The 26,633-nt window shown below is 67.3% G+C and carries 26 protein-coding genes and 1 pseudogene; 14 read left to right on the top strand and 13 right to left on the bottom strand.

All coding sequences use genetic code 11. The annotated features are described in order from the left end of the window. The first annotated feature begins 58 nt into the window (after positions 1 to 58). From BLU38_RS07180 to pth, 3 genes are all read left to right on the top strand, one after another. Positions 59 to 1,036: a ribose-phosphate diphosphokinase gene (locus BLU38_RS07180; RefSeq protein WP_091522135.1), complete on the top strand. Its 978-nt coding sequence runs from the start codon at positions 59 to 61 to the stop codon at positions 1,034 to 1,036. A 299-nt stretch (positions 1,037 to 1,335) separates the two neighbouring features. Next, complete coding sequence (locus tag BLU38_RS07175; RefSeq protein ID WP_091522131.1) at positions 1,336 to 1,983, top strand: 50S ribosomal protein L25/general stress protein Ctc; 648 nt, start codon at positions 1,336 to 1,338, stop codon at positions 1,981 to 1,983. Positions 1,984 to 2,055: 72 nt separating this feature from the next. Continuing rightward, positions 2,056 to 2,634 (top strand): aminoacyl-tRNA hydrolase, encoded by a 579-nt coding sequence (gene pth, locus BLU38_RS07170; RefSeq protein ID WP_091522127.1) that lies wholly within the window; start codon positions 2,056 to 2,058, stop codon positions 2,632 to 2,634. A gap of 673 nt (positions 2,635 to 3,307) precedes the next feature. Here the strand turns inward: pth and BLU38_RS07165 are convergent. Continuing rightward, the gene (locus BLU38_RS07165) at positions 3,308 to 3,931 is read right to left on the bottom strand and encodes a response regulator (RefSeq protein WP_091522124.1); all 624 of its coding nucleotides are present in this window, start codon (positions 3,929 to 3,931) and stop codon (positions 3,308 to 3,310) included. A 10-nt stretch (positions 3,932 to 3,941) separates the two neighbouring features. Next, on the bottom strand, positions 3,942 to 5,159 hold the full coding sequence (locus BLU38_RS07160; protein ID WP_231920219.1) for a sensor histidine kinase: 1,218 nt from the start codon (positions 5,157 to 5,159) through the stop codon (positions 3,942 to 3,944). A gap of 215 nt (positions 5,160 to 5,374) precedes the next feature. On the opposite strand from BLU38_RS07160, the gene BLU38_RS07155 reads away from it, so the two are divergent. Then, positions 5,375 to 5,917, top strand: a complete 543-nt coding sequence (locus BLU38_RS07155; RefSeq protein WP_091522119.1) for a GlcG/HbpS family heme-binding protein — start codon at positions 5,375 to 5,377, stop codon at positions 5,915 to 5,917. Between the two features lie 83 nt (positions 5,918 to 6,000). On the opposite strand, the gene BLU38_RS07150 is transcribed toward BLU38_RS07155, so the two are convergent. After that, positions 6,001 to 6,411, bottom strand: a complete 411-nt coding sequence (locus tag BLU38_RS07150; protein ID WP_091522116.1) for a hypothetical protein — start codon at positions 6,409 to 6,411, stop codon at positions 6,001 to 6,003. 396 nt (positions 6,412 to 6,807) lie between these two features. Between BLU38_RS07150 and BLU38_RS31595 the strand changes: the two genes are divergently transcribed. The 5 genes from BLU38_RS31595 (at position 6,808) to BLU38_RS07120 (ending at position 14,111) form a co-directional block, all read left to right on the top strand. Next, positions 6,808 to 7,167: a hypothetical protein gene (locus tag BLU38_RS31595; RefSeq protein WP_091522113.1), complete on the top strand. Its 360-nt coding sequence runs from the start codon at positions 6,808 to 6,810 to the stop codon at positions 7,165 to 7,167. A gap of 358 nt (positions 7,168 to 7,525) precedes the next feature. After that, the gene (locus BLU38_RS07135) at positions 7,526 to 8,092 is read left to right on the top strand and encodes a hypothetical protein (protein ID WP_091522109.1); all 567 of its coding nucleotides are present in this window, start codon (positions 7,526 to 7,528) and stop codon (positions 8,090 to 8,092) included. Between the two features lie 113 nt (positions 8,093 to 8,205). Further along, positions 8,206 to 8,775 carry an SH3 domain-containing protein gene (locus BLU38_RS07130; RefSeq protein WP_091522106.1) on the top strand — a complete coding sequence of 190 codons (570 nt, stop codon included), beginning with the start codon at positions 8,206 to 8,208 and terminating at the stop codon, positions 8,773 to 8,775. 795 nt (positions 8,776 to 9,570) lie between these two features. Next, positions 9,571 to 13,179: a transcription-repair coupling factor gene (gene mfd, locus BLU38_RS07125; protein WP_091522102.1), complete on the top strand. Its 3,609-nt coding sequence runs from the start codon at positions 9,571 to 9,573 to the stop codon at positions 13,177 to 13,179. A gap of 107 nt (positions 13,180 to 13,286) precedes the next feature. Next, the gene (locus tag BLU38_RS07120; protein WP_197680028.1) at positions 13,287 to 14,111 is read left to right on the top strand and encodes a MerR family transcriptional regulator; all 825 of its coding nucleotides are present in this window, start codon (positions 13,287 to 13,289) and stop codon (positions 14,109 to 14,111) included. 61 nt (positions 14,112 to 14,172) lie between these two features. Here the strand turns inward: BLU38_RS07120 and BLU38_RS07115 are convergent, their stop codons facing one another. From BLU38_RS07115 to BLU38_RS07075, 10 genes and pseudogenes are all read right to left on the bottom strand, one after another. Next, complete coding sequence (locus tag BLU38_RS07115; RefSeq protein WP_091522099.1) at positions 14,173 to 15,525, bottom strand: sulfatase-like hydrolase/transferase; 1,353 nt, start codon at positions 15,523 to 15,525, stop codon at positions 14,173 to 14,175. Between the two features lie 65 nt (positions 15,526 to 15,590). Then, a complete protein-coding gene (locus BLU38_RS07110; protein WP_172836089.1) occupies positions 15,591 to 16,586 on the bottom strand; it encodes a LacI family DNA-binding transcriptional regulator in 996 nt (331 codons plus the stop codon). 5 nt (positions 16,587 to 16,591) lie between these two features. After that, entirely contained in the window at positions 16,592 to 17,476 is an 885-nt protein-coding gene (locus tag BLU38_RS07105) for a carbohydrate ABC transporter permease (RefSeq protein ID WP_091522093.1), read from the bottom strand. Next, positions 17,469 to 18,434: a carbohydrate ABC transporter permease gene (locus tag BLU38_RS07100; protein ID WP_157683267.1), complete on the bottom strand. Its 966-nt coding sequence runs from the start codon at positions 18,432 to 18,434 to the stop codon at positions 17,469 to 17,471. Before BLU38_RS07100 ends, BLU38_RS07105 begins: the two co-directional genes overlap by 8 nt. An 8-nt stretch (positions 18,435 to 18,442) precedes the next feature. Further along, positions 18,443 to 19,726: an ABC transporter substrate-binding protein gene (locus BLU38_RS07095; RefSeq protein ID WP_157683266.1), complete on the bottom strand. Its 1,284-nt coding sequence runs from the start codon at positions 19,724 to 19,726 to the stop codon at positions 18,443 to 18,445. A 316-nt stretch (positions 19,727 to 20,042) separates the two neighbouring features. Further along, positions 20,043 to 20,144, bottom strand: a pseudogene (locus BLU38_RS32465) (CysS/YqeB C-terminal domain-containing protein); the annotation flags it as partial. 18 nt (positions 20,145 to 20,162) lie between these two features. Continuing rightward, complete coding sequence (locus tag BLU38_RS07090; RefSeq protein ID WP_091522085.1) at positions 20,163 to 20,621, bottom strand: class I SAM-dependent methyltransferase; 459 nt, start codon at positions 20,619 to 20,621, stop codon at positions 20,163 to 20,165. A 64-nt stretch (positions 20,622 to 20,685) separates the two neighbouring features. Continuing rightward, positions 20,686 to 21,264: a hypothetical protein gene (locus tag BLU38_RS07085; protein WP_157683265.1), complete on the bottom strand. Its 579-nt coding sequence runs from the start codon at positions 21,262 to 21,264 to the stop codon at positions 20,686 to 20,688. Positions 21,265 to 21,403: 139 nt separating this feature from the next. Then, positions 21,404 to 21,952: a hypothetical protein gene (locus BLU38_RS07080; RefSeq protein ID WP_091522079.1), complete on the bottom strand. Its 549-nt coding sequence runs from the start codon at positions 21,950 to 21,952 to the stop codon at positions 21,404 to 21,406. Between the two features lie 82 nt (positions 21,953 to 22,034). After that, positions 22,035 to 22,718 carry a tyrosine-protein phosphatase gene (locus BLU38_RS07075; protein ID WP_157683264.1) on the bottom strand — a complete coding sequence of 228 codons (684 nt, stop codon included), beginning with the start codon at positions 22,716 to 22,718 and terminating at the stop codon, positions 22,035 to 22,037. 110 nt (positions 22,719 to 22,828) lie between these two features. Here BLU38_RS07075 and BLU38_RS07070 point away from each other — a divergent pair, with 110 nt between their 5' ends. From BLU38_RS07070 to BLU38_RS07050, 5 genes are all read left to right on the top strand, one after another. Continuing rightward, a complete protein-coding gene (locus BLU38_RS07070) occupies positions 22,829 to 23,383 on the top strand; it encodes a SurA N-terminal domain-containing protein (RefSeq protein ID WP_157683263.1) in 555 nt (184 codons plus the stop codon). 74 nt (positions 23,384 to 23,457) lie between these two features. Beyond that, positions 23,458 to 24,114 carry a MazG family protein gene (locus BLU38_RS07065; RefSeq protein WP_091532076.1) on the top strand — a complete coding sequence of 219 codons (657 nt, stop codon included), beginning with the start codon at positions 23,458 to 23,460 and terminating at the stop codon, positions 24,112 to 24,114. 1 nt (position 24,115) lies between these two features. Beyond that, complete coding sequence (locus BLU38_RS07060; RefSeq protein WP_091522068.1) at positions 24,116 to 24,772, top strand: HAD family hydrolase; 657 nt, start codon at positions 24,116 to 24,118, stop codon at positions 24,770 to 24,772. Positions 24,773 to 24,788: 16 nt separating this feature from the next. Beyond that, on the top strand, positions 24,789 to 25,670 hold the full coding sequence (locus tag BLU38_RS07055; protein ID WP_091522065.1) for an NAD-dependent epimerase/dehydratase family protein: 882 nt from the start codon (positions 24,789 to 24,791) through the stop codon (positions 25,668 to 25,670). Then, positions 25,667 to 26,236 (top strand): P-loop NTPase family protein, encoded by a 570-nt coding sequence (locus BLU38_RS07050; RefSeq protein ID WP_091522062.1) that lies wholly within the window; start codon positions 25,667 to 25,669, stop codon positions 26,234 to 26,236. Before BLU38_RS07055 ends, BLU38_RS07050 begins: the two co-directional genes overlap by 4 nt. Positions 26,237 to 26,633 lie beyond the last annotated feature (397 nt).

Raw genomic sequence — 26,633 nt, 5'->3', positions numbered from 1 at the left:
GAACAGCGCAGGACCAGGGCCGGACGCAGGACCAGGGCCGAACAAGGGGAGACCAGCGATGACCGGAGTTCTCAAACCGAACAACAAGCACCTGATGTTGTTCAGCGGCCGGGCCTATCCCGAGCTCGCACACGAGATCGCTGACCTGATGAAGGTCGAGTTGGTGCCGACCCGCGCGCTGGCCTACGCCAACTCCGAGATCTACGTCCGCTTCGAGGAGTCGGTGCGCGGCAGCGACGCCTTCGTCATCCAGTCCCACGCCGCACCGGTCAACGAGTGGGTGATGGAGCAGTTGATCATGGTCGATGCGCTGAAGCGGGCGTCGGCCAAGCGGATCACGGTGGTCGCGCCGTTCTACCCGTACGCGCGTCAGGACAAGAAGCACGCCGGCCGGGAGCCGATCTCGGCCCGGCTGATCGCAGATCTCTACAAGACCGCCGGCGCCGATCGGCTGATGTCGGTCGACCTGCACGCCGCCCAGATCCAGGGCTTCTTCGACGGCCCGGTCGACCACCTCTGGGCGTTGCCCGTGCTCGCCCAGCACGTCAAGGCCCAGTACGACACCTCCGAGATGACGATCGTGTCGCCGGACGCCGGCCGGGTCCGGCTGGCGGACATGTGGAGTGACCAACTCGGCTGCCCGCTGGCGATCATCCACAAGCGGCGCGATCCCAACGTGGCCAACACCGTTGCCGTGCACGAGGTGGTCGGCGACGTGTCCGGCCGGGTCTGCCTGCTGGTCGACGACATGATCGACACCGCCGGCACGATCTGCCAGGCCGCCGAGGCACTGGTTGCCCGCGGCGCCAAGGCCGTGATCGCCGCAGCCACCCACCCGGTGCTCTCCGGCCCGGCGACCGAACGGCTGAACAACTCCCCGTTCGAAGAGGTCATCGTCACCAACACCCTGCCGATCCCGCCCGAGCGGCAGTTCGGCAAGCTCACCGTGCTCTCCATCGCCCCGCTGATCTCCCGCGCCATCCAGGAGGTCTTCGAGGACGGCTCGGTCACCTCCCTGTTCAACGGCGCGAGCTGATAGGTCCTCGCTTCGCTCGGCGGCGGGCGACCCCCGGACCCCGGGCGTGGGCACCCACCGTGGTCACCTACGCTGCTCACCCCACGTCGTCGCATCTGGATAGCGCTGATCGTGGAGTGCAGGGGAGGCTGAGCGCGGAGTTGGCGGTGCGGTGACCCATTGGGTACGCTGTCCCGGTTGCCTCGGCGAGGGCCGGATCGGCCGTGATCGACCTGGTTGCGTCGCACCGTGTGTGCACGCCGGTCACTCCTCGCTGAGCATGTCGGAAATCAAAACGCATTCAGTTCGAGGAGTCGTTCGTGGCCGAGGTCAAGCTCACCGCCGAATTGCGCACCGAATTCGGCAAGGGTGCAGCCCGCCGTATTCGTCGCGCCGACAAGGTCCCCGCCGTCCTGTACGGACACGGTTCGGATCCCCAGCACATCACCCTTCCGGGACACGCGACCCTGATGGCACTGCGCGAGCACAACGCGCTGCTGTCGATCGAGGTCGACGGCAAGTCCCAGCTCGCGCTGCCCAAGCAGATCCAGCGCGATCCGATCAAGGGCTTCATCGAGCACGTCGACCTGGTGATGGTGCGTCGCGGTGAGAAGGTCACCGTCGACGTCACCCTGCACTCCGAGGGCGAGACCGCTCCGGACACCGTCGCGATGTGGGACCGCAACGATGTCGCCATCGAGGCCGAGGCCACCAACATCCCCGAAGGCATCACCATCTCCGTCGAGGGCCTGGACGTCGGTGCACAGATCCACGCCTCGGATCTGGAGCTGCCGGAGGGCTCGACCCTGGCGGTCGATCCGGACACCCTGATCGTGAGCGTCAGCGCTGCTCGGTCCGCGGCCGAGGAAGAGGAAGAAGCGGCCGCAGCCGAAGGCGAGGAGACCGAGGGCGAGGGCGAAGGCGAGGAGTCCGGCGAGGATTCCGAGTCCGACGACTCCGAGTCCTGACCGATCGCGGCTGCGCACCAACACCGCCATCACCGCTTGACCTGACCGACCACCTGGAAGTCGACGACACTGATGTGGCTGATCGTTGGGCTCGGAAACCCGGGCCCCGGATATGCCATGCATCGGCACAACGTCGGCTTCCGGGTGGTCGACGAGCTTGGGCGCCGTTTCGGGTCGAAATTCTCCAACCCGGCACGGATGCGGGCCGAGATCGCCGAAGGCCGGATCGGTCCACCCGGGCCGGACAGCACCCGCGCAGTGCTGCTCAAATCCCGTACTTTCATGAACGAGACCGGTGCCGCGGTCAGCAAGGCATCCGGCTACTACAAGATCAAACCCGATCATCTGATCGTGATCCATGACGAGCTCGATCTCGATCTCGGCCAGATGCGGGTCAAACTCGGCGGCGGCGACAACGGACACAATGGTCTGCGGTCGATCCGCAAGTCGCTGTCGGTCGGCGACTACTACCGGGTCCGGTTCGGTGTCGGCCGTCCGCCCGGCCGGCAGGATCCCGCAGACTTCCTGCTCAGCAACTTCGCCGCTCGAGAACGCGACGATGTCGAGATCGAGATCGCTCGCGCCGCCGACGCCGTCGAGTCCTTGATCATCAACGGCCTCGAACGCACCCAGAGCAGCTTCAACTCCTGACCGTTTTCAACACAGCCTGGTTGATCGCGAGCGGTACCGCGCCAGACCCGGCCAGATCCTGCACTCCGCTCAACAAGACGTACTCATCTCGGACGCAGTAAGCACGCCTGGCTCGACGGTGGTGCGCACGATGGCGTCAGGTCCATCGATAGCCGCCGGTGGGACCGTCCACCTCAGGTCGCGGTCGAAGGCTCGCCACTCGAGGTCACTGCGCAGATTGACGAGAGCGAGGGCGCGATTCCCGCGGGTAGCTGCCGGGCACCAATCGACGACGCCGTGGAAGTTGGCACCGTGTGCCGGCCGGTGGCGAAGGTGGCGGCGTCGGTGAACGGCCGAGGTCAGCCGAGCGGCCCGAGCCGTCTGCTACCCGCGAAACGTGGACGAATGTCCGAAACTTCTCGCGTCGACCTGGCGTTGAGCCTGGGAAAAGTGGACGAGTGTCCGGGTTTCGCGGGTTGACCGGCGGTGGGCTTGGGAATGTGGACGAGTGTCTGAATTTCCGGCGGAGCACGGGGCGGCGGGATTTTGCCGGAGCAGCTACGGACAACCATGCACCAGTCGGCGATGTCGGAGCCGGACTGTGAGGGCAACGGCACTGCGGCGCGGCACGACTTGATCATCGATCGGAGGATGACCTCTCAGCACCCGCGGAGTCTGACCTGGTTGCTTGACGTCACGGAAGGAGCCGGAGTTCGTGAGCCGCGGCCACTGCTCCGGCGCGGGTCTCGACACCCAGCTTGCTGTAGATCCGGCCCAGATGCGTTTTGACTGTTGCTTCGCTGATGAACAGCGTCCGGGAGATCTCCCGATTGCCGATTCCGTCGGCGAGCAGCTTCAGGATCTCGGTCTCGCGTCGGGTCAGGCGAGCAGGTGCGGTTCCGCGCATCTGATTCATCACCCGATCCGCGACCGGCGCGGAGAGCGTCGTCCGGCCTACGGCCGCGGCACGGATCGCGGCGAAGAGTTCTTCGGGGCGTTCGGCCTTGAGCAGGTAGCCGGTGGCGCCGGCACCGATGGCCCGGGTGATGTCGGCGTCGGTGTCATAGGTGGTGAGGACGAGCACCTGCACGCCGGTCGTGGCGATCCGTCGGGTCGCTTCGACGCCGTCGATCCCGTCACCCAACTGCAGGTCCATCAGCACCACATCGGGCCGCAACTTCGCGGCCATCGCGATCGCCTCCTCGCCGCTGCCGGCCTCGCCGACGACCTCGATGTCCGGTTCGCTGCCCAGCAGAGCGAGCAGCCCGGCACGGACCACGACGTGATCGTCGCAGACGACAAGGCGTACCGGGTTCATGGCGTGGTCCTCATGACGTCGGGTTACCGAGCGGGATCGCCGCCGACACGACGGTGCTCTCGCCGGGGGTCGATTCGACGGTGACGGTGCCGCCGACCTGTTGGGCGCGGGCGCGCATAGCCGGGAGGCCGTGGCCCCGGAAGCCATCAGATCCCTGTGTGGGTGTGAATCCCCGACCGTTGTCAGCAATGTCCAGCATCACCTGATCATCGAGATAGGTGACGGTGATCACGGCCACGCCAGCGTCGGCATGCTCGCGGACGTTGGCCAGTGCGCCCTGCGCGATCCGTAGCAAGGTCGACTGGACGCGTTCGGGAAGCGGCGTTGCCGACGTACCGTCCTGGTGGAAACGGACCCGGAGGGAGTCGGTGGACTCTCGTTCGGCCAACGAACGCAGCGCATCGTCCAGGCCGTTGCCCTCAGCCAGGTCAGCGGGTGCAAGATCATGAACGAAGCGCCGAGCCTCGATGAGATTGCGTTCCGCGATGCTCTCGGCGGACCGGAGATGACGGTGCGCGGCGTCGGGATCGCTGTCCCAGAGCCGGTTCGCCGCCTGCAACAGCATCTGCTGGCTGGACAAGCCCTGCGCGAGACTGTCGTGGATCTCCATCGACAAGCGCTGGCGTTCGGTCAAGGTGCCCGCACGCCGTTCGGTTGCCGCCAGCTCGCGGCGGGTCTCCACCAGATCGGCGATGGCATCACGCAGCCGGTCGGCCTGGCGCTGGGAGTAGATGAACATCGCCGTTGCCACCGCGGCGACGGCCGGGGGAGCGAACATCAGATTGGGATCGAAGCCGAACTTCATCCGCAGCCTGACCTGCGCAGCGACCACCAGAGCGGTGAACAACACGACCAGGACGATCGCCGCCTGCGGCCGGAGCATCCGCAGTGCCGTGTAGAACAGCGGTACCGCGCACCAGCCGAAGCTCGGCGCGAGGATCACCAATGTCGCCCAGCAGGTGATCACGGCCGCGAGCCAGAGCCTGGACGACGTGCTGACCGGGACCGTCCTCTCGGCCGGCCCGGCGACCGGTCCGAAGACGTACAACACGGCAAGGGCGATGGCCAGCAGGATCACCCACACCGAGATGGGCTTGTCGAAGTGAACGATCAAGAAGCGGGTCAAGGACGAGGACAGCAGCACGAAGAACGCGACATGCATCACTGTCGCCAACCAGCGGGCATCGGAGTCCCTGGGAGGACCCGCCGGAGCCGCATCGTCCGTCACATGCACCTCCCTGATCGTCGCCGCACCGTTTCCAGGCTATCGGGAGTGGATCCGTGCCTGGGTCAACCGATCGGATGACCCAGGCCTGGTCCCTCCGGCGCTCAGCTGTCAGCCTGACGATCGACGCCATGGCGCAGGTTCCGGGCTGAGCATGGATACCAGAGCGGGACAGCAGAAGGCTTCCCGTCCCCAAGCTCCGAGTCGAAGGAATCCTCATGAACAAGCTGTCCCTGCGTACCCGTGTGCTGACCGGTGTCGCTGCGGCCACCGTGGCAGTCGGCGCCTTCGGTGCCCTCGCGACCGCCCAGGCAGAGCCGGCCACCGAGGCTCCCGCAGCTGCGGCCAACACGAACGTCATGCAGTCCAGCCACCTCACCGTGGCAGCCGCAACCGAGGCTGCCCAGGCCGCTATGAACGCGGCGGAGAAGGAGGACCAGCGGGTCTCGGTCGCCGTCGTCGACCGCAACGGCAACACGATTGTCACCCTGCGGGGCGACGGTGCAGGACCGCAGTCGCCGGAGTCGGCGGTGCGGAAGGCCTACACCGCTGTCGCGTGGAACGCCCCGACATCCGAACTCGTCGAGCGGCTCGAGCAGACGCCCAACCTGAAGGACATCCCGGGCACCCTGTTCCTCGGTGGTGGCGCCCCGGTCACCTCCAAGGACGCCCCGATCGCGGGTGTCGGAGTCGCCGGCGCTCCGAGCGGTGATCTCGATCAGAAGTTCGCCCAGGCCGGTGCCGAGGCGCTGGACGACTGACGCATCACCCACCATCATCGGCGGCACTCGGCGGCGAGTGTCGCCGATGATCATTTCCGGGTACGGCGAGGAGGGCTGAGAGGTCAGTGCCGGGCGAGGTGCTCGAAGGACTCCTCCCCAGCTCGCCAGGCCATCCAGTGCCGATCGGCGAATCCGTGCAGTTCGGCGATCTCGGGTCCGATCTCGTCGAGTTCGTCCCAGGTCGGGTTGATCTGGAGCGTTCCGGATGGCAGTTCGATGACCAGTCCTTCGCGGTCTCCCTCTCGGGTCGCTATGACGATCTGCGGGATGAAGGACCGCAGCGCGTCGGCCCACCCCAGGTCACCTTCGGTCCACCGGACGCCGTCGGTGATCACTGCCGGCCAGGCGTAGCTGTTCAGCATCGGCCGGTCGGAATGATCATTGTCGAACCACAGCTGGACGTAGTCCATCACGAACTGCACCGAGTAGAGCCGGCAACCGACCAGCCGACCGAGTATCGGGACGTAGGCCATGGCGGCAGCGTAGTGCCACGCACATTCGCGCCGCGACTCCCGACCGGACGGGCGCGGATCCGCTGGATGGTGATGGACTGCGCTGAGCTCGGCGGAACATCATCAATCATGACAACGGACCGTGAGCAGGTCACCGATCGACGGCAGCGGATCCACCCGCGCTAGGACACTAGATCATCGACGGCGCTCTGATCGTGCTGGCAGTGGTCTTCATCGTCGAGAACCGGCAGGCGGTCCAGATCCGTCTGATCGTGCCGGTCGCCACGTTGCCGTTGTGGCTGACACTGGCGGGGATCTTCCTGATCGGCGGCGTCGCCGGTTGGCTGTCGGCGCGCCGCCGGGCGGCCCGGAAGGTGACGCCGAAGGGGGAGCCGGGACACCAGGTGCCCGGTGTCGATGAACAGCAGTGCGATGCTGGGGACCATGAGCCTGACCGACGTACTGGCCGACGTCGCCGCCGAACGAGCGCGGCAGGACGCACGATGGGGGGAGCAGAACCATCCCGATGGCACCGGTGCCGACTACACCCTGTCCGAGGTCCCCGAACTGGACGTGCGCTTCGCGCGGACCCGCTGTGATCGAGCCTTCGAACGCGGCGCAGGCAGCTGGGAACACATCCTGTACGAGGAGTTCTGCGAGGCGATGGCCGAGGACGACCCGGCCCGATTGCGTGCCGAACTGCTCCAACTCGCCGCCGTCGCCGTGCACTGGATGGAAGCCATCGACGCCCGGCAGGCCCCCGCAGCACAACCGTGAGCCAGTTGTGAGAAAGCCGTGATGGCACGGTCGTCTCGTTGAGCCGTTGCCCTCCTAACGTCATCATCACCACCTCGTCGGGAGGTGGCGGTACAAGATCGACTTGGGGGTGCGCCGGTGAGCAAGAGGATGACCGATCCGGCGTCCGAGTCGGGAGCGTCTTGGATCGCCGCCGCCCGCGAGGGGACTACCAGCTCGGCTTGTGGGTGCACAGCCGATCGGTGTCCGTACGCCTTGAGGATGATCTTGGTCTGCTGAGATGCGGATCTGTCCGAAAGGCACTCCCGGGGCTCGTCGGCCGGGTCTAGCGTCATGGTGTCGGGATCTGTCGGGGTCCCGCAGACAAAGGGGTTCAATCATGATCAAGAAGGTCGTCAGCGTGGCCGTGGCCGCCCTGACAGCAGGAGCAGGCCTGGTGTCGCTCGGGGCGACGACGGCCGACGCAGCAAGCTCGGACGGCAAGATCATCGCCAAGCCGAGCCTCTCGGTCCGGTATGCGCCGAGCAGTCACGCCAAGTACCTGACCTCGATCAAGTACGGCAAGGTGGTTCCGCTCAACTGCAAGGTGACCGGCACCAGTGTCGGCGGCAACAACCGCTGGTACTTGCTGCCCGGCGACAGCTTCGGCGGCCACGAATGGATCGCGGCCCGCTACGTGACCAACATCGGGTCGACGCCGGGCTGGTGCGGCAACAGCGAACGGTTCGTCGGTCGGGCGACGACCACGGTCAGCAAGCGCACCGGACCGACCACCGCAGACCCCCGTTCGGGCTCGATCGCCAGGGGCGTTGGCGTCGACATCATCTGCAAGTTGCCGTCGCAGAGCGTCAACGGCAACAAGCTCTGGTATTGGACGACCGACCACAAGTGGGTCTCCGCCCGATACATCGACAACGTCGGACGGGCGCCGAATCACTGCGTCTGATCCGTCCCAGGACTGGCCCGGCTCGGGGGCAGGGCCATGACGTGTGGCCTCGGCGGTACCGCATCACCGCCGGGGCCGCACCTTTCATCGACACGCATCACCAAGGGGAGTTCATGATCAAGAAGATTGCCGCCACGGCAGCGGCGCTCGCAGCAGCCACCGCCGGGACCTTGGCATTGGGCGCCGGCACCGCACAGGCAGCGGACTACCAGGGTCAGGTGACCGCCTCCGGCGGACTGTCGGTCCGGTATGCGCCGAGCACCCACGCCTCCAAGGTCGATCACCTCAAGAAGGGCGAGAAGGTAGGACTCGGCTGTTGGGTCTACGGCACCTCGGTCGACGGCAATCGCACCTGGTACGCCGGGCAGACCGACAGCCCGAGCAGTCAGTGGATCTCCGGCCGCTACGTCAAGCTGCTGGGCAAGAAGCCGCCGCGCTGCACCGGCGACACGGCCAAGGCCAAGGCCACTGCAACGCTGTCGGTCCGGCACGGACCGAACACCAGCGACAAGCGCACCGGGACGATCGGGAAATCCACGTCGTTCAGCGTGATCTGCAAGCAACCCGGCCAGAGCGTCGGCGGCAACAACCGCTGGTACCTGACCAGCGAGAAGGGTTGGGTCTCCGCCCGCTACGTCGACAACGTCGGCAAGGCTCCACAGTGGTGCCGTTGGGACAACTGAACCAGCACCACGGAGCGACTGCCCGGATGCGGCCATCGGCCCTGTCCGGGCCGCTCTCCGGCACGATCCGAGGAGTCGCTGCCAGCTGAGCCGGACAACCGGGCGGGCGGTAACGATCATGGAATCGCCGTCCTGGGCAACGATGCCTTCGACGTGTCGAGGTTCGCGCAGTTCCTGGGAGGTCACCCGGCGATCGTCAGGTCGATGATCCAGGAGGCCGGTGCCGGTTCGTTCGTGGTCGTAGCGCTTGGCGATGTCGTCGGTCCGTCGCGAACCGGCGAGACGCTGCTTCGATTCCGCCGACGACCTGCCGTTGCGCATCGTGCAGACGTGGGCCGCCGCCCGATGACGACGCCGTCGACAGTTCCGTCCGACGGATCTCGACCGGCTCCGGTTGCTCCGATTCGTCGAAACCGAGCGGGCCGACATCGCTGCCGGGATCGTCACGACTCGGCTCCTGAGGCGGCGCGACCGGGATCCGCCGACGTGCGCGACCGCGCGGCTCGATCCGCCGCAGGGCGATTCGGTAACACCAGGTGCGATGTGTGCCGGGATGACGCTGGTTCTGGGGCGATTTGGTAGCACCGGTTGCGATATGTCCCGGTGTGGTGCTGCCGCCAAGGCGATGTGGTAACACGAGTTGCGATGTGTGCCGGGAACGCCATGAGCACTCGTCTGGTGCTGCTCGTTACGCGACACCTCAGTGTTCAGGACCCACGACAGTACGGCGCGGCGGGAGCCGGTCATCCACAGCCACGATTCCGGCCGTGGAACCATCGCGAGTAGGGTTACCCGGTGACCCTTTCGGGACTCGTCGACCTTCTTGCAACAGAACCCACCATCTCCGAAGCCATCGGTGATGCGCGCTCGCATGCCGTGAACGCGCTGGACCTGACCATGCCGGCACCGATGCGCCCCCTTTTCGCCGCGGCCATGACCGCGGCCACCGACCGTGGCGGCGCCGACGCGCCGGTGCTGCTGGTCACCTCGACCTACCGTGAGGCCGAGGACGTCACCGAGACCCTGCAGTCTCTGATGGACCCGGACCTGGTCGCCTATTACCCGGCCTGGGAGACGCTGCCGCACGAGCGGCTGAGTCCGCGGTCCGACACCGTCGGCCGGCGGCTGGCAGTGCTGCGCCGGCTCGTCCATCCCACGGCGGACGAGACGCCGCTCAAGATCATCGTCGCACCGATCCGCAGCGTGCTGCAGCCGCAGGTCAGGGGGCTGGCCGACCTGAAGCCGGTCCGGCTCCGCACCGGCGAGGACTTCGACATCTCCGACCTGGCTCGCGCCCTGGTGGATGCCGCCTACGTCCGGGTCGACCTGGTCGAGCGACGCGGCGAGTTCGCCGTCCGCGGCGGCATCGTCGACGTCTTCCCACCGACCGAGGAACACCCGGTCCGGATCGACTTCTTCGGCGACACCATCGAGGAGATCCGCTACTTCGCCGTCGCCGACCAGCGGTCCTCCGACCTGACCACCGACGACATCACCGCCTCGCCCTGCCGCGAACTGCTGCTGACCGACCAGGTCAAGCAGCGGGCCGCCGAGCTGATGGAGGCCCATCCCGAGCTGTCGGAGATGCTGGAACGGATCGCCGCCGGCCATGCCGTGGAAGGCATGGAGTCGCTGTCCCCGGCACTGGTCGACGGCATGGAGCTGTTGGTCGATCTGCTCCCCGACGGCACCCACGTGCTGGTCGCGGACCCGGAACTGGTCCGCACCCGGTCGGCCGATCTGGTCAAGACCAGCGAGGAGTTCCTCGGTGCCTCCTGGGCCGCGGCCGCAGGCGGAGGTCAGGCGCCGATCGATCTCGGCTCGTCGTCCTACCGACCGCTGGCCGAGGTCCGCGAACACGCGTTGGACCGTGGGCTGGCCTGGTGGACGCTGTCGGTCTTCAGCGCCGGGCCGGAGCAGCAGAGTGGTCCGATCCGCACCGAGGAAGGGGAGATCATCGATTTCTCCACCGCGGTCAGCACCCTCGGAGTCTCCTCCCGTACGGTCGAGGCGCAACTGCCCGAGACGCACCGTGGGGATGCGGAGAAGTCGATCGCCGAGATCGCCGATCATGCCCGCGATGGCTGGCGGGTCGTGCTGGTCGCCGAGGGCAAGGGCACCGCACAGCGGATGGTGCAACTGCTCGGCGAGCAGGACATCGCCGCCCGGCTGATCGACGATCTCGGCACCGCACCGGAGCCGCAACTGGTCAGCGTCAGCACCGGTGAGCTGCGCACCGGTCTGCTGGTGGACAAGATCAAACTCGCCGTCTACACCACCGGCGACCTGTCCGGTCAGCATCAGGTCGACCGCTCCGAGCGGAAGATGCCGGCCCGGCGCAAGAAGCAGATCGATCCGCTGGAACTGCAGCCGGGCGACGCGATCGTGCACGAACAGCACGGCGTCGGCCGCTACCGTGAGATGGTTCAACGCACGGTCGCCGGCTCCACCCGGGAATACCTCGTCGTGGAGTACGCCGCCAGCAAACGCGGCCAGCCCGGTGACCGGCTCTATGTGCCGATGGACCAGCTCGATCTGGTCACCCGTTACGTCGGCGGCGAGGCTCCGTCGCTGGACCGGATGGGTGGCTCGGACTGGGCCAAGCGCAAGGGCCGGGCGCGCAAGGCCGTTCGCGAGATCGCCGCCGAGTTGATCAAGCTGTACGCCGCCCGGCAGGCCAGCCGCGGCCACGCCTTCGCCCCGGACACCACCTGGCAGCGGGAGCTGGAGGACGCGTTCAACTTCGTCGAGACGCCGGACCAGCTGGCCTGCATCGACGAGGTCAAGCACGACATGGAACAGGTCATCCCGATGGACAGGCTGATCTGTGGCGACGTCGGCTACGGGAAGACCGAGATCGCCGTCCGGGCAGCGTTCAAGGCCGTCCAGGACGGCAAGCAGGTCGCCATCCTGGTGCCGACAACGCTGCTGGTGCAGCAGCACTACAACACCTTCGCCGACCGGTACGCCGGCTTCCCGATCAAGGTCGGTGCGCTGAGCCGCTTCTCCTCCGACGCCGACAGCAAGGCGACCGTCGCCGGACTTGCCGACGGCAGTGTCGATGTCGTCGTCGGCACCCATCGGTTGATCAGCGACAAGATCAGGTTCAAGGATCTTGGTCTGGTGATCATCGACGAGGAACAGCGATTCGGCGTCGAGCACAAGGAATCGCTGAAGCGGCTGCGGATGGACGTCGACGTGCTCGCCATGTCGGCGACCCCGATCCCGCGCACCCTGGAGATGGCCGTTACCGGCATCCGTGAGATGTCCACGATCACCACCCCACCGGAGGAACGTCACCCGGTGCTCACCTTCGCCGGCCCGTACGACGAGGCCCAGGTGACGGCGGCGATCCGCCGTGAGCTGATGCGGGAAGGCCAGGTCTTCTTCGTGCACAACCGGGTGCAGTCGATCGAGAAGGCCGCCCGCCGGATCCGTGAGTTGGTGCCCGAGGCCCGCGTGGTGACCGCGCATGGACAGATGGGGGAGCACCAGCTGGAACAGGTGATGGTGGACTTCTGGGAACGTCGCGCAGACGTCCTGGTGGCGACCACGATCGTCGAAGCGGGGTTGGACATCTCGACGGCGAACACCTTGATCGTCGAACGGTCCGACACCCTCGGTCTGTCCCAGCTCCACCAGTTGCGCGGCCGGGTCGGCAGGAGCCGGGAACGGGGGTATGCCTACTTCCTGTATCCGCCGGAGAAGCCGCTCACCGAGACCGCCCATGATCGACTCGCCACGATCGCTGCGCACACCGACCTCGGGGCCGGGATGGCGGTGGCGATGAAGGACCTGGAGATCCGTGGCGCCGGCAACCTGCTGGGTGGTCAGCAGTCCGGTCACATCGCCGACGTCGGTTTCGATCTCTACGTCCGGTTGGTCGGCGAGGCGGTCGCGGAGTTCCGCGGCGACGGTGTCGAGCCGGAGGCCGAGGTCAAGATCGAATTGCCGATCGAGGCGCATCTGCCGACCGACTACGTCGAGTCCGAACGGCTTCGGCTGGAGATGTACAAGCGGATCGCCGAGGTCCGCGAACCGGCCGACATCGAGGCCGTCCGGGCCGAGCTCACCGACCGTTACGGCGCTCCCGGCTCCGAGGTGGAGAGCCTGTTGGCCGTCGCGAGATTCCGTTTGCTGGCCAGGCAGGCAGGACTGTCCGAGGTGGTCATCGCCGGCAACTTCATCCGTTTCGCCCCGGTCGACCTGGCCGAGTCCAAACAGCTGCGGCTGAAGCGTCTCTACCCGGGCAGCGTGGTCAAGGAGAAGGCCGGCCTGATGCTGGTGCCGAAGCCGAAGTCACCGCAGATCGGTGGGCCGCCGATCAAGGATCTCGAGCTCCTCGACTGGTGCACCGAGGTGGTCAGCAACGTCCTGATCGCCACCAACGCGCCGGCATCCTGAAGCTACCCGGACCGCTGCCCGAGGTCCCTGAGCTTGTCGAGGTTGGTTCCGCTGGTCGCGTTCTCGGTCCGTCGACCGGTTCAGGACCCGTGGTTGATCTTGACACTGTGTCATGGGTTGGAGTGGTGATCGACATGTTGAGCATCGGTGAGTTGGCCCACCGGACGGGAGTGTCCCGCCGGATGCTGCGGCACTGGGAGACGGTCGGATTGCTGTCACCGGCCGAGGTCGATCAGTGGACCGGGCGTCGGAGGTACGCGCCGCACCAGGTCGGCCGGGTGCAGGCGATCGCAGGGTTGCGTGCCGTCGGCTTCGGCCTGGACACGATCGGCGACCTGCTGGCGGAAGGGCTCTCGGAGCAGCGGCTCGTCGAGCTGCTCCGAGCTCGGGAAGCGGAGTTGACCGAGCAGATCACCGAGGCTTCGAGATGTCTCAGCGAGGTGCGGGCGCGCCTCGGAGCCATCGAGGAAGGTCATCGAACGATCATGGAAACATTGCAACTCACTGCACTGCCGGCGCTGAAACTGCTGGGTGCCCAGGAAATCGTGACCGATGAGTCGGAGATCGGCGCGGCGGTCGGCCAGCTGGTCGGCAGCCTTCGGGAGCGGGTGCCGGGTGATCGTGACCTGGTGCTGACCTACGACGGAACATCGGATCCGGAGTCGATCATGGTGACCGCCGGCATCGTGCACGAGCCGGAGCCGGCTCCGGTGGCGGGCCTGGAGGTCATCGAGATCGCCGGGTCGGAGCAGGGGGCGGCCGTCCACTATCCGCAAGCGCCGGTGAACATCGGCGATGCCTGGATGACCCTCGACACCGCCCTGGAACGGTATGCACTGCGGACGTCCGGTGTCTACCGGCAGTTGGTGGCACGGGAGGGCGCCGTGACCCTGCAGGCACCGGTCGTCGGCAGGGATGCTTGCGAACGATGAAGGCCGGTCGAGGATCCTGGTCGGGTTCGAGGTCCTTCGACAGGCTCAGGACCCTGGTGGGTTAGGGAGCGGCCGTCGGGATGGGGGAGAGTTCCTGTCCCTGTTGGGAGATCTGCTGCTGCCAACCGGTCAGGCGCGTCTCGAAATCGTCCAGCGCGGCCCCCAGCCGGACGGCTTCGGAGTGGTCGGCGGCGTACAGGTTGCTGGTCTCCGCCTCGTCGACGGCGAGATGGTAGAGCCCGATCTTTTCGACGGTCGGCGCACCGAGCCGTTCGCGGACGTTGCGGACCAGTTTCCAGGTGCCGTCGCTGACAGCCGTCTGGCCGTCGTATTCCCAGTACAGCAAGCGATCCTCGGGCTCCGACTTCGTGCCGGTGAGCAGGTCCAAGACCGAGGAACCGTCCACGACATGCTGGTCAGCCGGTGGGATGCCGGCCGCGTCGAGCACGGTCGGCAGCACGTCACTCATCTGACAGCAGGTCGTGATCTGGGTGCCGGGTGTGATCCGTGCCGGCCAGGACCAGAGCGTCGGCATCCGGATGCCGCCCTCGTACAACGAGCCCTTGTGTCCACGAAGGCCGCCGGCCGATCCGCCGGCGAAGGCGATCTCCTCCCCGTTCAGCCAGTTGCGCTCTTCGGCGGACGGGCCGTTGTCGGAGGAGAACAGGATGATCGTGTTGTCCCGGATCCCTTGTCGTTCCAGGGCGGCGACGATCTCGCCGACCCCGTCGTCGACCGCTGACATCATCGCCGCGATCATCCGCCGGTCCTCCGGGAGGTGGGCGTTGCGGTCGACATACTCCTGCGGGGCGTGCAGCGGGTAGTGCGGCGCGTTGTAGCTGACGAACAGGAACATCGGATCGTCGGCCACCTCGTCGATCACCTGCACGGCCGCATCGGTGATCATGGTCGTCAGATACTCCCCGTTGCGCCAGGTCTCCTGGGTCCCGGTCCACAGGTCATGGATCGGATGATGGTCACCCCAGTACATGATGTGGGAGTAGTAGTCGACGCAACCGGCCAGGAATCCGAAGAAGGATCCGAACCCGAGGGCCCGCGGAGACGAGGACTCCGACGTACCCAGATGCCACTTGCCGACCATACTGGTGGCGTAGCCGGCGTCGGCGAGCCGAGACGCCAGCGTGGGCTGCGGCGGCAAGCCGTCCCGGCCGCGCGGTGCGCCGAGGATGTGGTCGACACCGGCCCGCGACGGATGGCAGCCGGTGAGCAGAGCTGCCCGCGACGGTGAGCAGACCGGCGAGTTGGAGTACCACCGCCGCATCGTCGCCCCGCCGGCGGCCAGCGCGTCCAGATGCGGGGTGGCGATGTCGCTCGGCCCGAGGAAGCCGACGTCGCCGTAGCCGAGGTCGTCGGTGTAGATCACGATCAGATGGGGGCGTTCGGGTGTCGTCACAGTCTTCCTCGGGGCTGGCTCGATGTGGGCGGGATGTCTTTGTCGGGGAATCGGGTGCCGGGATGCTACGTCGGGTCGTACCGGTCGACGACGGTGTCCAGTAGCACGGTGCGGTGCTCGGTGGTTCGGCCAACAGGCTGATCGGCGAGCAGGCCCTGCAGTGTCTGCGCCGCGACCCGGGCCAGCTCGTCGAGATCGCCGTGGGTGATGATCAACCGCACCGGTGTCAGCTCCGGTGTGTCGATGGTCTCGTAGGAGGCGATCGCGATCGGCCAGTCGTGCTCCGCCGCCATTCGCAGCGCCGCATGCAGCGGCGGTGCCACCGTGACCACCAGTGCCGTCGGCGGGTCGGCGAGCGTCCGAAGCTGCTCCAGCGCCGGCCAGGTGTCCTGATCGGTCAGATGATCGGTGCTGATCAGGTCCGGGTCCGGCTCGACCCCGTGGGACCGCAGCCCGTCACGGAAGGCGGCCAGCCGGCGTCGTCCCGGATCCTCGGCGACCGTGCCGCCCAGGAAGGCGATCCGCCGGTGCCCGTCGGCCCACAGCTGGTCGATCTGCTCCAGCCCGGCACGGTAGTAGTCGAACGTCACCACGTCGGCGTCGATCCCGGGCGGGAACCGCTCTACATACACCACCGGGAGACCGGCGGGATGCCGCGCACGGTCGCCGCTGCGGTCACCCGACGCCGCGACCACGAACAATCCGTCGACCTGCCGGGCGCGCATCTCCATCAGGATCCGCCGCTCGCGTTCGTAGGCCTTCTGGGTGGTGACGATCAGCAGCGTGCAGCCGTCCTCGAGCGCGATCTTGGTCAACGATTCGGCGAGCCCGGAGAAGAAGGCGGTGTTGAGGTCGTCGACCAGCAGGGCGTAGGTCCGGGTCCGAGTCCCACGCAAGGATCGGGCCGAGACGTTGGTGACATAGTCCAGCTGCTGCAGCGCCTGCTCGATCCGGGCGCGCTTCTCGGGGGTGACGCCACCCCGGTCGTTGAGCACGCGGGAAACGGTGCTCATGCTGACACCGGCCAGCGCGGCGACGTCGCGCAACGTCGGCACGGTCATCGGCACTACTCCTTCACACCACCGGCTGCCAGGCCGGACACCAGTCGTCGCTGGGCCACCGCGAACAGGACGATCGTCGGCACGGAAGCCAGCACCGAGGCTGCCATGACCAGGTCCCATCGCGTGGTGAACTCGCCGAAGAAGTTTGCCAGCCCGACCTGGACGGTCTTCATCTCATCGTCGGTGACCAGCACCTTGGCGAACAGATACTCCTCCCAGGACAGGATGAACGCGTTGATGCCGACGGTAGCGATCCCCGGCCAAGCGACCGGCAACACCACCCGGAACAGCACACCGACCGTGCTGCAGCCGTCCACCCGGGCGGCCTCGTCCAGCGAGGTGGGGATCGTCTCGAAGAACCCCAACATCAGGTACGACGCGAACGGCAACGTGATCGCCACGTAGGCGATGATCAGCCCGAGGTGGGTGTTCAGCAGCTGCAGCTCGGAGAAGAACGCGTACATCGGGGTGATCAGGATGACGAACGGGAACAGGTGGACGGCGATGATCGCCACCATGATCAGCCGGCGGCCCCGGAACCGATAGCGGGAGAACGCATACCCCGACAGACTCGACAGCACCACCGAGACGACCATCGCAGCACAGGAGACGATCAGCGAGTTCGCCGTGTAGGTGAGGAATTTCGACTGGGTGATCAACTGCACGTAGTTGCCGATCGTCGCGGTCTCGATCCGCGGCAGCAGGCGTTGTGGCGTGAAGAGTTCTTCGGGCGGGAAGAAGGACGTGATCACCATCCACAGGAACGGGAAGGCGATCATCAGACAGACCACGACCGTGATCACTACGGTGGCGATCTCGGCACCGGTCAGCGGTTTGCGACGCAGCGACCTGGTGGCTCGGGCGGTCGATGCGGCGGTGGCCTCACTCATCGTTCCTCCGGGTGGTTGCCGTCAGGTAGATCACCGCGAAGATCAGCATCACCGCACTCATCACCAGTCCGATGGCGGCCCCCTTGCCGAGCTGGTTGTCGACGAACGCGGTGCTGTACAGCTGGGTGGCCAGCACCTGGGTGAAGGTGCCGGGGCCGCCGCCGGTGGTCAGCCAGACGTAGATGAAGTTGTTGAAGGCGCCGATGGTGATCATCAGCCCGACGACTGCGATCACCGGGCGCAGATTCGGCAGCGTCACATACCAGAACGCCCGCCAGGCGGTCGCGCCGTCCAGCGCAGCGGCCTCGTACTGATCGGACGGGATCGCCTGCAGGCCGGCCATCAGCGAGATCACCACGAAGGGCAGCTCCCGCCAGACCATCACCGCGGCGATGCTCGGCCAGACCGTGGAGAGCTCACCGAAGAAGGCGATGCCTTGATCGATGACGCCGAGCTGCAGCAGCACCTTGTTGACCAGCCCGGTCCGGCCGTCCAGCAACCACTGCCAGGCCGCGACGGCGACCGTGGGCGGGATCATCCACGGCAGCAGGATGATCGTCCGCGCGACGCCGAGGATCCGGATCCGTCGCAACACGGCCTGCTGCAGCAGCACGGCCAGACCGAGCCCGAAGATCAGCCGGAGCAGGACGGTCGCCAGCGTCAGCCAGAGCACCGTATTGCGGGCCGACAGCCAGAGCTGCGGACTGGTCAGCACGGACGCGAAGTTCTTCCCCGCAACGAAGTCGCCATCGCCGAGTGCGTCGTACGGCGTGACCTCGTGCAGTGCCAGCCAGACGTTGTAGACCGCCGGCACGGCGAACAGCAGGGCCAGCAGTACCAGCGTCGGGGTCAGCAGCGCGTACGGTGTCGGGTTGCGCCGCCGGCGCCGGTGTGCGGCGCCGCTCGGCGCCGATCCGCCGGTGGATTCGGGACGGCGCGCGGTGGCGACTGCGGTCACCTCGGAGGTCACCCCTTGATCGCCGACGCGATGCCGTCGACCAGTTCGGTCGCCGCCTGGGCCGGCTTCTTCTGACCGGCATACACCGAACCGAACGCCGCACAGGTCAGCTTCTGCAGGGTCGCCACCGGCACCGGGCCTGCTGTGTAGCGAGCGAAGGACCGGGAGTGCGGGATCTGTTGCTGGTAGCCATCTTCACCGTCCGGGGCCTGAAGATCATTCAGCACGGTGGTGGCCGCCGGGTACTGCGGGATGTCTTCGAAGGCCTTGGCGCTGTTCAGATACTTGACGAACTCCCAGGCCTCCTCGGGGTGGTCGGAGGATGCGTTGATGCCGAGCGATCGACCGCCCAAATGGGTGTTGCCGTCGGTCAGGCCGTCCGGCATCACCGCCGAGACGACCTTGGTCGACGACTCCCGGGCCTGCCGCAGGGTCTGCGGCGCCATCATGGTCATCGCCACGGTCCCGCCGGCCACGCCGGAGATCAGCTGAGGATCGTTGATCGCCTCGACCGCGATCATCGACCGCGGGGTGGCCTTGGTGGTGAAGAGCGAGTTGAAGTACTCCATCGCGGACCTGAATTGCTCGACCGTAGCTCCCGGAGCCCAGCTGCCGCCGTTGTCGGCGATCAGCGTGAAGCCGTTGCTCCACAGGTAATAGTTGATCGCAAACCATTGGCCCGCGGTCGGGCTGCTGGCGCCGGGGAACGCGAAGCCCGCGGTACCGCTCTTGCTGATCTCGGCGGCGTTGTCACGCAACTCGTCCCAGCTGGTCGGCGGCTTCATCCCCGCCTTCTTCATGGTCGTGCTGTTGTAGGCGAGGGCGAAGGTGTCGACGGTCCACGGCAATGCCCAGGTCTGCTCCTCGAACCGGTTGATGTCCAGGGCGAGGAACTTGTCGATCGGCGTGTCCGGCTGGGATTTCTCAGCCAGCTCGGAGACGGGCTTGAGGATCTTCGGCTTGGCCAGGTCCTTGACGTTGACGAAGCCGAGCTGAACCACGTCCGGACCGGACCCCGAGTTGGCCTCCCGGGCGAACTGCTGCGCGTAGTCGTCGGAACCGGTCAGGGTCTCGATCTTGACCTGGATGTCGGCGTGGCTCTTGTTCCACGCCTGGACGGCCTTGGTCAGGCCGTCGATCTCGGTCGGCGGGTCGAACTGTCGGAACGTGAGCTGGACCTTGCCGCCGGAGCTGCCCGAACCCGAGTCGGATCCGCCGCAGCCGGCGAGTGTTGTGGTGGCCCCCAAGGCCGAAGCGGCGGCGAGCGAGCCGATGAATTGACGACGACGCATCTGAGCAGACTCCCTTGTTTGACCGATGACGCACCCTGTTCGACCGATGTCGCACTGACTGACCGGTGCCGGGCAGCGCGACCGATGCGGGCCTGGCGGCTGAAGGCGGGCCGCCTGAGCCGATGATCTCGACGGTAGTTGGCAACGTTGCCAGACGTCAAGACTCATTCGGCGACGGAATGCTTCTGGGCAAGAAGGACAGCGCGAATGAGGCGATTGCAAACGTTGCCAAGAGAGATCCTCAAGGTTTCCGAACGACCGCGGGAACGCGGGGATCGACGGCGGGCAGCACAGCCGCCTTGCTGTCGCCGAGTCGTCAGCTCGATCGGACGTCTCCGCAGACGATCTCGCCGCCACGCTGATCGCGGACGGTGAAGCCGGCCGCCGCCAACTCCGCGCGGAGGGCGTCGGCAGACGGGTGTCGCCGGTTCGGAAGTCAGCGCCGGCCGGACCGTACGACGCTGTCCGGGCTCGCCGTGGCGGTGGGTGTCCAGACGATGCCGGTGGCGTCGCGCTGATCCAGGATGAGGTCGAAGCGGGCGGTGGTCGGGCCCCAGCGCCAGACGTCCTGGATCGCGAACTCGATGTCGCCGCCACGCCGGCGGGCGTGCTCTCGGGCGAGCGTGACGGCGTCCGGCACAAGATCAACTGCGGTGACCCGATAGCCCAGTTCGGCCAGCCGGACCGCGGAACCGCCGCTGCCGCAGCCGTAGACCAGTGCCGATCGTGCAGCGTTGTCGGCGGGCCGGACAACCCGATCCACAAACTGGCGGCTGGGGACGTCGTCGTAGCCGGTCCGCTGTTCGTGCGGGTCGCTCCACTGATCCAGCCGTCGGCTGCGGATCTCTGCGTACGCAGCGAAGTGCTCGTTCTCGTCGGAGCGGCGACCGGACATGGGCCAACACTGGCAGCGCGAGCTCGGCCCGACAATCAGGTTTGCCGGCTCGGTGCTGTCGTGCTCAACGGGTCAGGGTCTGCGGCAGTCGCAGCGCTCGACCGGTCCGTGGGGCGGCGCCGGATCGAGGGTTGGCGCCGGGGCCTCGGATCGCGCCGGGGTCGGCGACAGCCGTGGGTGTGCGGGAGGCCCGAGCGTCGATCGCGGCTGAGGGGAAGCGCGGCTCCGGAACCGGGCGGGTCGACCAGGCTGCCAGGGCAGGAGTCCCGGCCAGCAGGACGATGGCGACCGGCAGGGGTGCGACACCGGCCCGGCCGAGCAGCACCGCGACGGTCAGGGCCGCCAGACCGAAGCCGGCGACCGCCAGCACGTACAGTCCTCCGAGCCTGACCAGGATCGCCGAGCCGAAAAGGATCGCCAGACCGACCGTGGTTCCCGCCGCGATGCCGCGGAAGATCAGCCCGAGGCACCCGAAACCGTCGACGACGCAGGTGTCGGCTGCGTGATGGAAGACGGCGATGATGATCACCGCGCCCGCAGTTGCCGCAGCCACGCAGAGATAACCGGCGGCGACCCGGTGCAGACCGGTCGGTCGGGGACGAAGCATCCACCCCATGATCGCGGGATGGACGGGCGACCTCATCAACACACCATCCATAGTGGAACGCGAAGGGGTCGATCCAGGGGCAATGACCCGTTGAAAACCTGCCGAACTTCTGGTGACGCAGTAACTTCTGGCGACGTACGACTTCTTGGCCGCAGCGTCGGCGCGGTCCGGCGGGTCAGCCGAACGGCAGGCCCGGACGGTTCAGCCAACCGGCGAGGCCGCCGACGATGATCATCGTCACCGGCGCGACGACCAGAGCCGACCAGCGCGGAATCCAATGCCGCAACACACTCCGCTGGCGGTGAGGCGGATCGGTGATCCAGGCCGCCGCACCGGGCCACAGCACCATCAGCACGATCAGCAGCCAGGGCAGTCCGATGGTCAAGGCAGCGACCGCGAATCCGAGCATCGCAACGCCCCAGAACCGCCAGCCCAGTCGGAATTGGATCGCCAGTACCAGCAGCACGATGGTCGCCAGCACGGCACCGGCCAGCGGCCCGTACGCGGTCCGTCCGACACAGTCCAGGCCGCGGAGTTGGCAGTTGTTGGCCGTGATCGCGCCGGCCAACAGCCCGGGCAGTCCCAACACGGCCGCCAACAGCGACGCGGCGTAGCCGGACAACAGACGGCGGCGGCCGGTCGGAGGCTGTCGGGTCGCTGCGTCCCGTTCGCCACCGAAGCTGCCGTCCTTGTTCGGGCGCGAGGAGGGGCGAGACGCTAGCACCCCACAAGTGTTCTCGGCGCAGGCCGATTTGTCCTCAGACCACGGGGGGAATCGATGTCATCCCGCGGCCGGACCCCGCCGGTCAGAGCGCGTCGATCTGTTCTGCGGTCAGGCCGAGCGAGAGCAGATACTCCGCGACGCTGCCGTAGCGGTCCTCGATGTGCTCGATCACGGTGGTCATCACCACCGGCACACAGCGCTGCTGGATCAGCGTGTGATCGCGATCGCCGGTAGCGGCGAGTTCGGCGGCGAACTGGTCGGCCAACGCTGCACCGGACGCGGCATAGTCGGCACCGATCCGGTCCAGGTCGGCACCCCACAACCGAGCCAGGACGGCGCTCACGACACCGGTCCGATCCTTGCCGGCCGAGCAGCAGACCAGTGCGTCACCGCTGGGGCGGGCGAGCGCAAGGAACACCGCGGGGATGGCTGCCCGGTGCCGCTGCAGCCAATCCACATACTGTTCCTCGAGCTGGACCGCTTCGGCCGCCGACTCGATCTCCGACGCCGGATCGAACAACGGCACCTGTCGATAGCCGGGGTGCTCGCGCAGCGGATGCGGCAGTCGGTCGATCTCGTCGATCCGACGCAGGTCAAGGATCAGACTCAGCCCGGTGGGATAGGCGTCGGCTCCGACCGCCCGGGTGTTCGACCGGTAGACGAGGCGTCGACGGCCTGCCTGAAAGCCCGGACCGCCGACCTCACGCAGGTTGGCCAGGACCGGTGCGAGCGGCGGAACGGAGGACTCGGTGATGCTGTCGGTCACGGCTGCCAGCCTGCCAGACCGGTGCGGCGTCGACGGGGCAGGACTGCTGAAGGGGCAGCGTATAAGATCGCCGGGGTTCACCGACAGCGCGAAGGAAGCGGTAACAGCTGATGAAGGCAGACAGCAAGCTCGTACGGAGTCGCTCGGACCGGGAGGCAACGCCGACCCGGCGCCCGGCCACGCTGCGACTGCTGCCGCTGGTCGGGGCCACCGTGGCGGCGGCGGTTCTCGGCGGCTGTGCCGCGTCACCGACCGACGTTGCGACGATCGGGGACACCACGATCAGTCGCGACCAGCTGAACAGCTCGCTGGAGGGTGCCCGCGCGGTCGGCCAGCAGTTCTCCAACGATCAGTTGCTTTCGGTAATGATCCAGGGCGAGATCGCCGATCAGGCCGCGACCGAACGGGGCATCACCATCACCGACGCCGACCGGGACAAGCAGCTGAACCCCGCCGTGCTCAAGGTCCAGAAGGCACGCGATCTGGCCTACGACCTGGCCGACATCCAGATCGTCACCAAGGCACTCGGCGAGGACGAGTTCAAGAAGGCCATCACCCGCGCCGACGTCGAGGTCAATCCGCGCTACGGCAGCTGGGACCCCAAGCAAGCCCTCGCGGTCATCCCTGGCACCGGTTCGCTGTCCCGGGCCGGCCAAGGGTCGTAGTCGGCGTGTCCGCGGAGGAGCGCCCGGCGGAGCTCGACGCCGACGGGCAGCAACTCGTCCGGCTGCTGGAGGTGATGCGGACCCTGCGGGACCGGTGCCCGTGGGATGCCCGGCAGACCCACCGCACCCTGGTGCAGTATCTGGTCGAGGAGACGGCCGAGGTCATCGAGGTGATCGAGTCCGGCACCGACTCGACCGGGATCGACCATGATCATCTTCGCGAGGAGCTGGGTGATCTGTTGCTGCAGGTGTTCTTCCACAGCACGATAGCCGCCGAATCCGATCCCGATTTCACTGTCGGATCGGTCGCCGGCGGCATCGCCGACAAGCTGATCGCCCGACATCCCTACGTGTACGGCGACGGTGACGTTCCGGAGGATCTGAACCGCAGCTGGGAGGCGCGCAAGGCCGAGGAGAAGGGCCGCACCTCCGTACTGGAAGGAATTCCCGAGCAGCTGTCCGCACTGGCGCGAGCCAACAAGATCATCAGCAGGGCACGATCCCGATCGGTGCCGGTGACCGTGCCGGAACTGTCGGCCGGAACGGCGGTCGACGCCGAGTCGATCGGCGGGACCATGATCAGTCTGGTGGCCGCCGCGCAGTCCCGGGGGATCGATCCGGAGCAGGCGGCCCGGGATGCCGTACGCAGGTTGGAGTCCGACGTGCTGGCTGCCGAGGCCGGCCGCACCGCGGACGGTTCCGATCAGCGTCCGACCCCGCAAGGGAGTTGAGATGCACCTGATCTGGGACTGGAACGGGACCCTGCTCGACGACTACCACCTGACTGTCGAGGCCAGTAACGCCGCCTTCGCCAGCGTCGGTGGAGAACCGGTCGACCCCGAAGATCATCGGCGGCGCTTCCGGCGGCCGGTCCAGGACTATTACGCCGAGGTGCTCGGGCGTCCGTTGCCCGACGACGAGTTCGCCCTGCTCGACCGCGTCTACCACGAGACCTATCACGCACGAATGGCCGACTGCCTGCTGGCCGCCGGCGCCGAGGAAGCCCTGGCCGGCTGGTCGGGTACCCAGTCGCTGCTGTCGATGTGGTTCCACGAGCGGCTGGTGCCGTTCGTCGACGGCTTCGGCCTGACCGACCACTTCGTGCGGATCGACGGGCTGCGCGATCGGGTCGGCGGCGGCAACAAGGCCGAGCATGCGATGCGGCACCTGGCCGCCATCGGGATCCCCGGCTCGCAGTGCGTGATGATCGGCGACACCCTCGACGATGCCGCAGCCGCAGCCGCCGTCGGGGCCGGCTGCGTCCTGATCTCCGGCGGCTTCACCGACGCGGACCGGCTGGCCGCCACCGGTCTGCCGTTGGCCCACAACCTGGCCGACGCCGTCGCCCTGGCCGCAGACGTCGACCCATCCATGTCGCGTCGGCACTGACAGCTAACCTGAGCCGGTGCACATCCTTGTGACCGGCGCCACCGGCTACGTCGGTCGGTCCGCCGCGCTAGCGCTGACAGCGGACGGACACCGGGTCGATGCCCTCACCCGAGATCCCGGCGCCGAGCGAGCCGTCGAGCTGTCGGATGCCGGAGTCAGATCCGTCCGCGGCGACCTCGGCGATCCCGCTTCACTGACGGCGGCGATCCGAGACGTCGACGCGGTCCTGCACACGGCGTTCGACGCCGATGATCATGTCGGCACCGACCGGGCGCTCTTCGGTGCGCTGCGGACCGCGGACCAGGACGGCCGCCACCGGCACCTGGTCTACACCACCGGCTGTTCGGTATACGGCCCGAGCGATCACCCCGTTCTCACCGAGTCGACGCCGGTAGATCCGGACAACCGGCGGGCACGGCTGGAGGCGGAACTGCGTGCCACCGGGATCCCACACACGATCCTGCGGCCGGCGATGGTGCACGGCGGCGATGCCCGGACCTCGATCGTCGGCCGCTGGTTCGAGGCGGCCCGAGCAGGGCGCCCGGTGCATCACGGACGGCGGGACAAGCGCTGGTCGTGGGTCCACGTCGACGACGTTGCCGACGCCTACCGAGCGGTACTGAGGGACCCTGCCGCACAAGCAGGCAAGGTCTTCCTTCTTGCCGAGGACCAGCCGGTGGAACCGCTGGCCGTGCTCCAGGCCGCAGCCCGGACCGCCGGCCACCGGGGCGCGGTGTCCTTCGCGCCGATCGAGGACGAGATCGCGACCTATCGGGTGTTCGATCACGACGAGATCGTCGACGCCACACAGGCCCGCACGCACCTCGGCTGGACGCCCGGTCGACCGGACGTCCTCGCCGAGCTGTCTGCCTCGTACGCGGCCTGGTCGCGAGCATGACCGCCGCATCGACCGAAGACGGTCCGGCACCAGCCCGACGAGTCATGGTCTACGGCGTCACCGGCAGCGGGAAGTCCACCCTGGCAGCCGAATTGGCCCGCGTCACCGAGTTGCCCGGGATCGCGATCGACGACTTGACCTGGCAACCGGGCTGGGTCCCGGTCGGTAAGGACGAACAGCGCCGGATCATCGGCGAGGTCTGCGCCCAGAACAGCTGGATCCTGGACCACGGCTACGGATCCTGGCTGGATCTGGTCAACGAACGGGTCGAGTTGATCATCGGGCTGGACTATCCGCGGTGGTTGTCGTTGGGTCGACTGATCAGGCGGACCGTCGGCAATGCCCTGACCAAGAAGCCGATGTGCAACGGCAATGTCGAGCGGCTGGACCGGATCCTCGCCAAGGACTCGATCATCCGCTGGCACTTCCATTCCTTTGCCAAGAAGCGTCGACGGCTCCGGCAATGGGCCGCCGACCCGGACGGCCCACAGGTGCTGTTGTTCAGCCGCCCGGCGCAGGTCGAACGCTGGCTGCGGGCGCAGGTGCCCGGCGGGGTCCGGAGCTGATCGCTTCCGAGCCGAGGACCTGTTGCGCATGACGCATCTCCGCAGGCTTCGGAGCCGGGCAGGGCAACGGACACCACAGAACACGGCATCTCGTGCGGCGGCTCCGTCCCGGAGGTGGAACCTCTAGCGGGACGGTACTTGCTCCGGTGGGAGCAGATCAGAGCATGGTCCGCGGGGATTGGGTGGATTTGTGGTGTGAACTCGGTCCATAATCCACCCGCTGTCGGCTTTGTCGGTGCTCGGCGAGTGCCGCCCGATTCCTCGTCACCTAGCGGTTGTGAACCACGCAATTTGCGATCTCAGCGGGCCCGAAGCGGAGTGCCTCCCGCTCAGGTGGTCGGTCTGGGCGGAATGAGATCGTGATGTGCAGGGATTCTCCGGCAGCACTGATGACCGA

It is taken from the genome of Microlunatus soli (assembly GCF_900105385.1).
Lineage (GTDB): Bacteria > Actinomycetota > Actinomycetes > Propionibacteriales > Propionibacteriaceae > Microlunatus > Microlunatus soli.
This window is presented reverse-complemented; position numbering and strand designations above follow the sequence as displayed.

Excerpts from the sequence above, each read along its gene's own strand:
- BLU38_RS07155 (WP_091522119.1), top strand. The coding sequence starts at position 5,375 with ATGAACAAGCTGTCCCTGCGTACCCGTGTGCTGACCGGTGTCGCTGCG.
- BLU38_RS07070 (WP_157683263.1), top strand. The coding sequence starts at position 22,829 with ATGAAGGCAGACAGCAAGCTCGTACGGAGTCGCTCGGACCGGGAGGCA.
- BLU38_RS07110 (WP_172836089.1), bottom strand. The coding sequence starts at position 16,586 with ATGACCGTGCCGACGTTGCGCGACGTCGCCGCGCTGGCCGGTGTCAGC.
- BLU38_RS07165 (WP_091522124.1), bottom strand. The coding sequence starts at position 3,931 with ATGAACCCGGTACGCCTTGTCGTCTGCGACGATCACGTCGTGGTCCGT.
- pth (WP_091522127.1), top strand. The coding sequence starts at position 2,056 with ATGTGGCTGATCGTTGGGCTCGGAAACCCGGGCCCCGGATATGCCATG.
- BLU38_RS07050 (WP_091522062.1), top strand. The coding sequence starts at position 25,667 with ATGACCGCCGCATCGACCGAAGACGGTCCGGCACCAGCCCGACGAGTC.
- BLU38_RS07060 (WP_091522068.1), top strand. The coding sequence starts at position 24,116 with ATGCACCTGATCTGGGACTGGAACGGGACCCTGCTCGACGACTACCAC.
- BLU38_RS07095 (WP_157683266.1), bottom strand. The coding sequence starts at position 19,726 with ATGCGTCGTCGTCAATTCATCGGCTCGCTCGCCGCCGCTTCGGCCTTG.
- BLU38_RS07090 (WP_091522085.1), bottom strand. The coding sequence starts at position 20,621 with ATGTCCGGTCGCCGCTCCGACGAGAACGAGCACTTCGCTGCGTACGCA.
- BLU38_RS07105 (WP_091522093.1), bottom strand. The coding sequence starts at position 17,476 with ATGAGTGAGGCCACCGCCGCATCGACCGCCCGAGCCACCAGGTCGCTG.
- BLU38_RS07135 (WP_091522109.1), top strand. The coding sequence starts at position 7,526 with ATGATCAAGAAGGTCGTCAGCGTGGCCGTGGCCGCCCTGACAGCAGGA.
- BLU38_RS07150 (WP_091522116.1), bottom strand. The coding sequence starts at position 6,411 with ATGGCCTACGTCCCGATACTCGGTCGGCTGGTCGGTTGCCGGCTCTAC.
- BLU38_RS07085 (WP_157683265.1), bottom strand. The coding sequence starts at position 21,264 with ATGAGGTCGCCCGTCCATCCCGCGATCATGGGGTGGATGCTTCGTCCC.
- BLU38_RS31595 (WP_091522113.1), top strand. The coding sequence starts at position 6,808 with ATGAACAGCAGTGCGATGCTGGGGACCATGAGCCTGACCGACGTACTG.
- BLU38_RS07180 (WP_091522135.1), top strand. The coding sequence starts at position 59 with ATGACCGGAGTTCTCAAACCGAACAACAAGCACCTGATGTTGTTCAGC.
- BLU38_RS07130 (WP_091522106.1), top strand. The coding sequence starts at position 8,206 with ATGATCAAGAAGATTGCCGCCACGGCAGCGGCGCTCGCAGCAGCCACC.
- BLU38_RS07065 (WP_091532076.1), top strand. The coding sequence starts at position 23,458 with ATGCGGACCCTGCGGGACCGGTGCCCGTGGGATGCCCGGCAGACCCAC.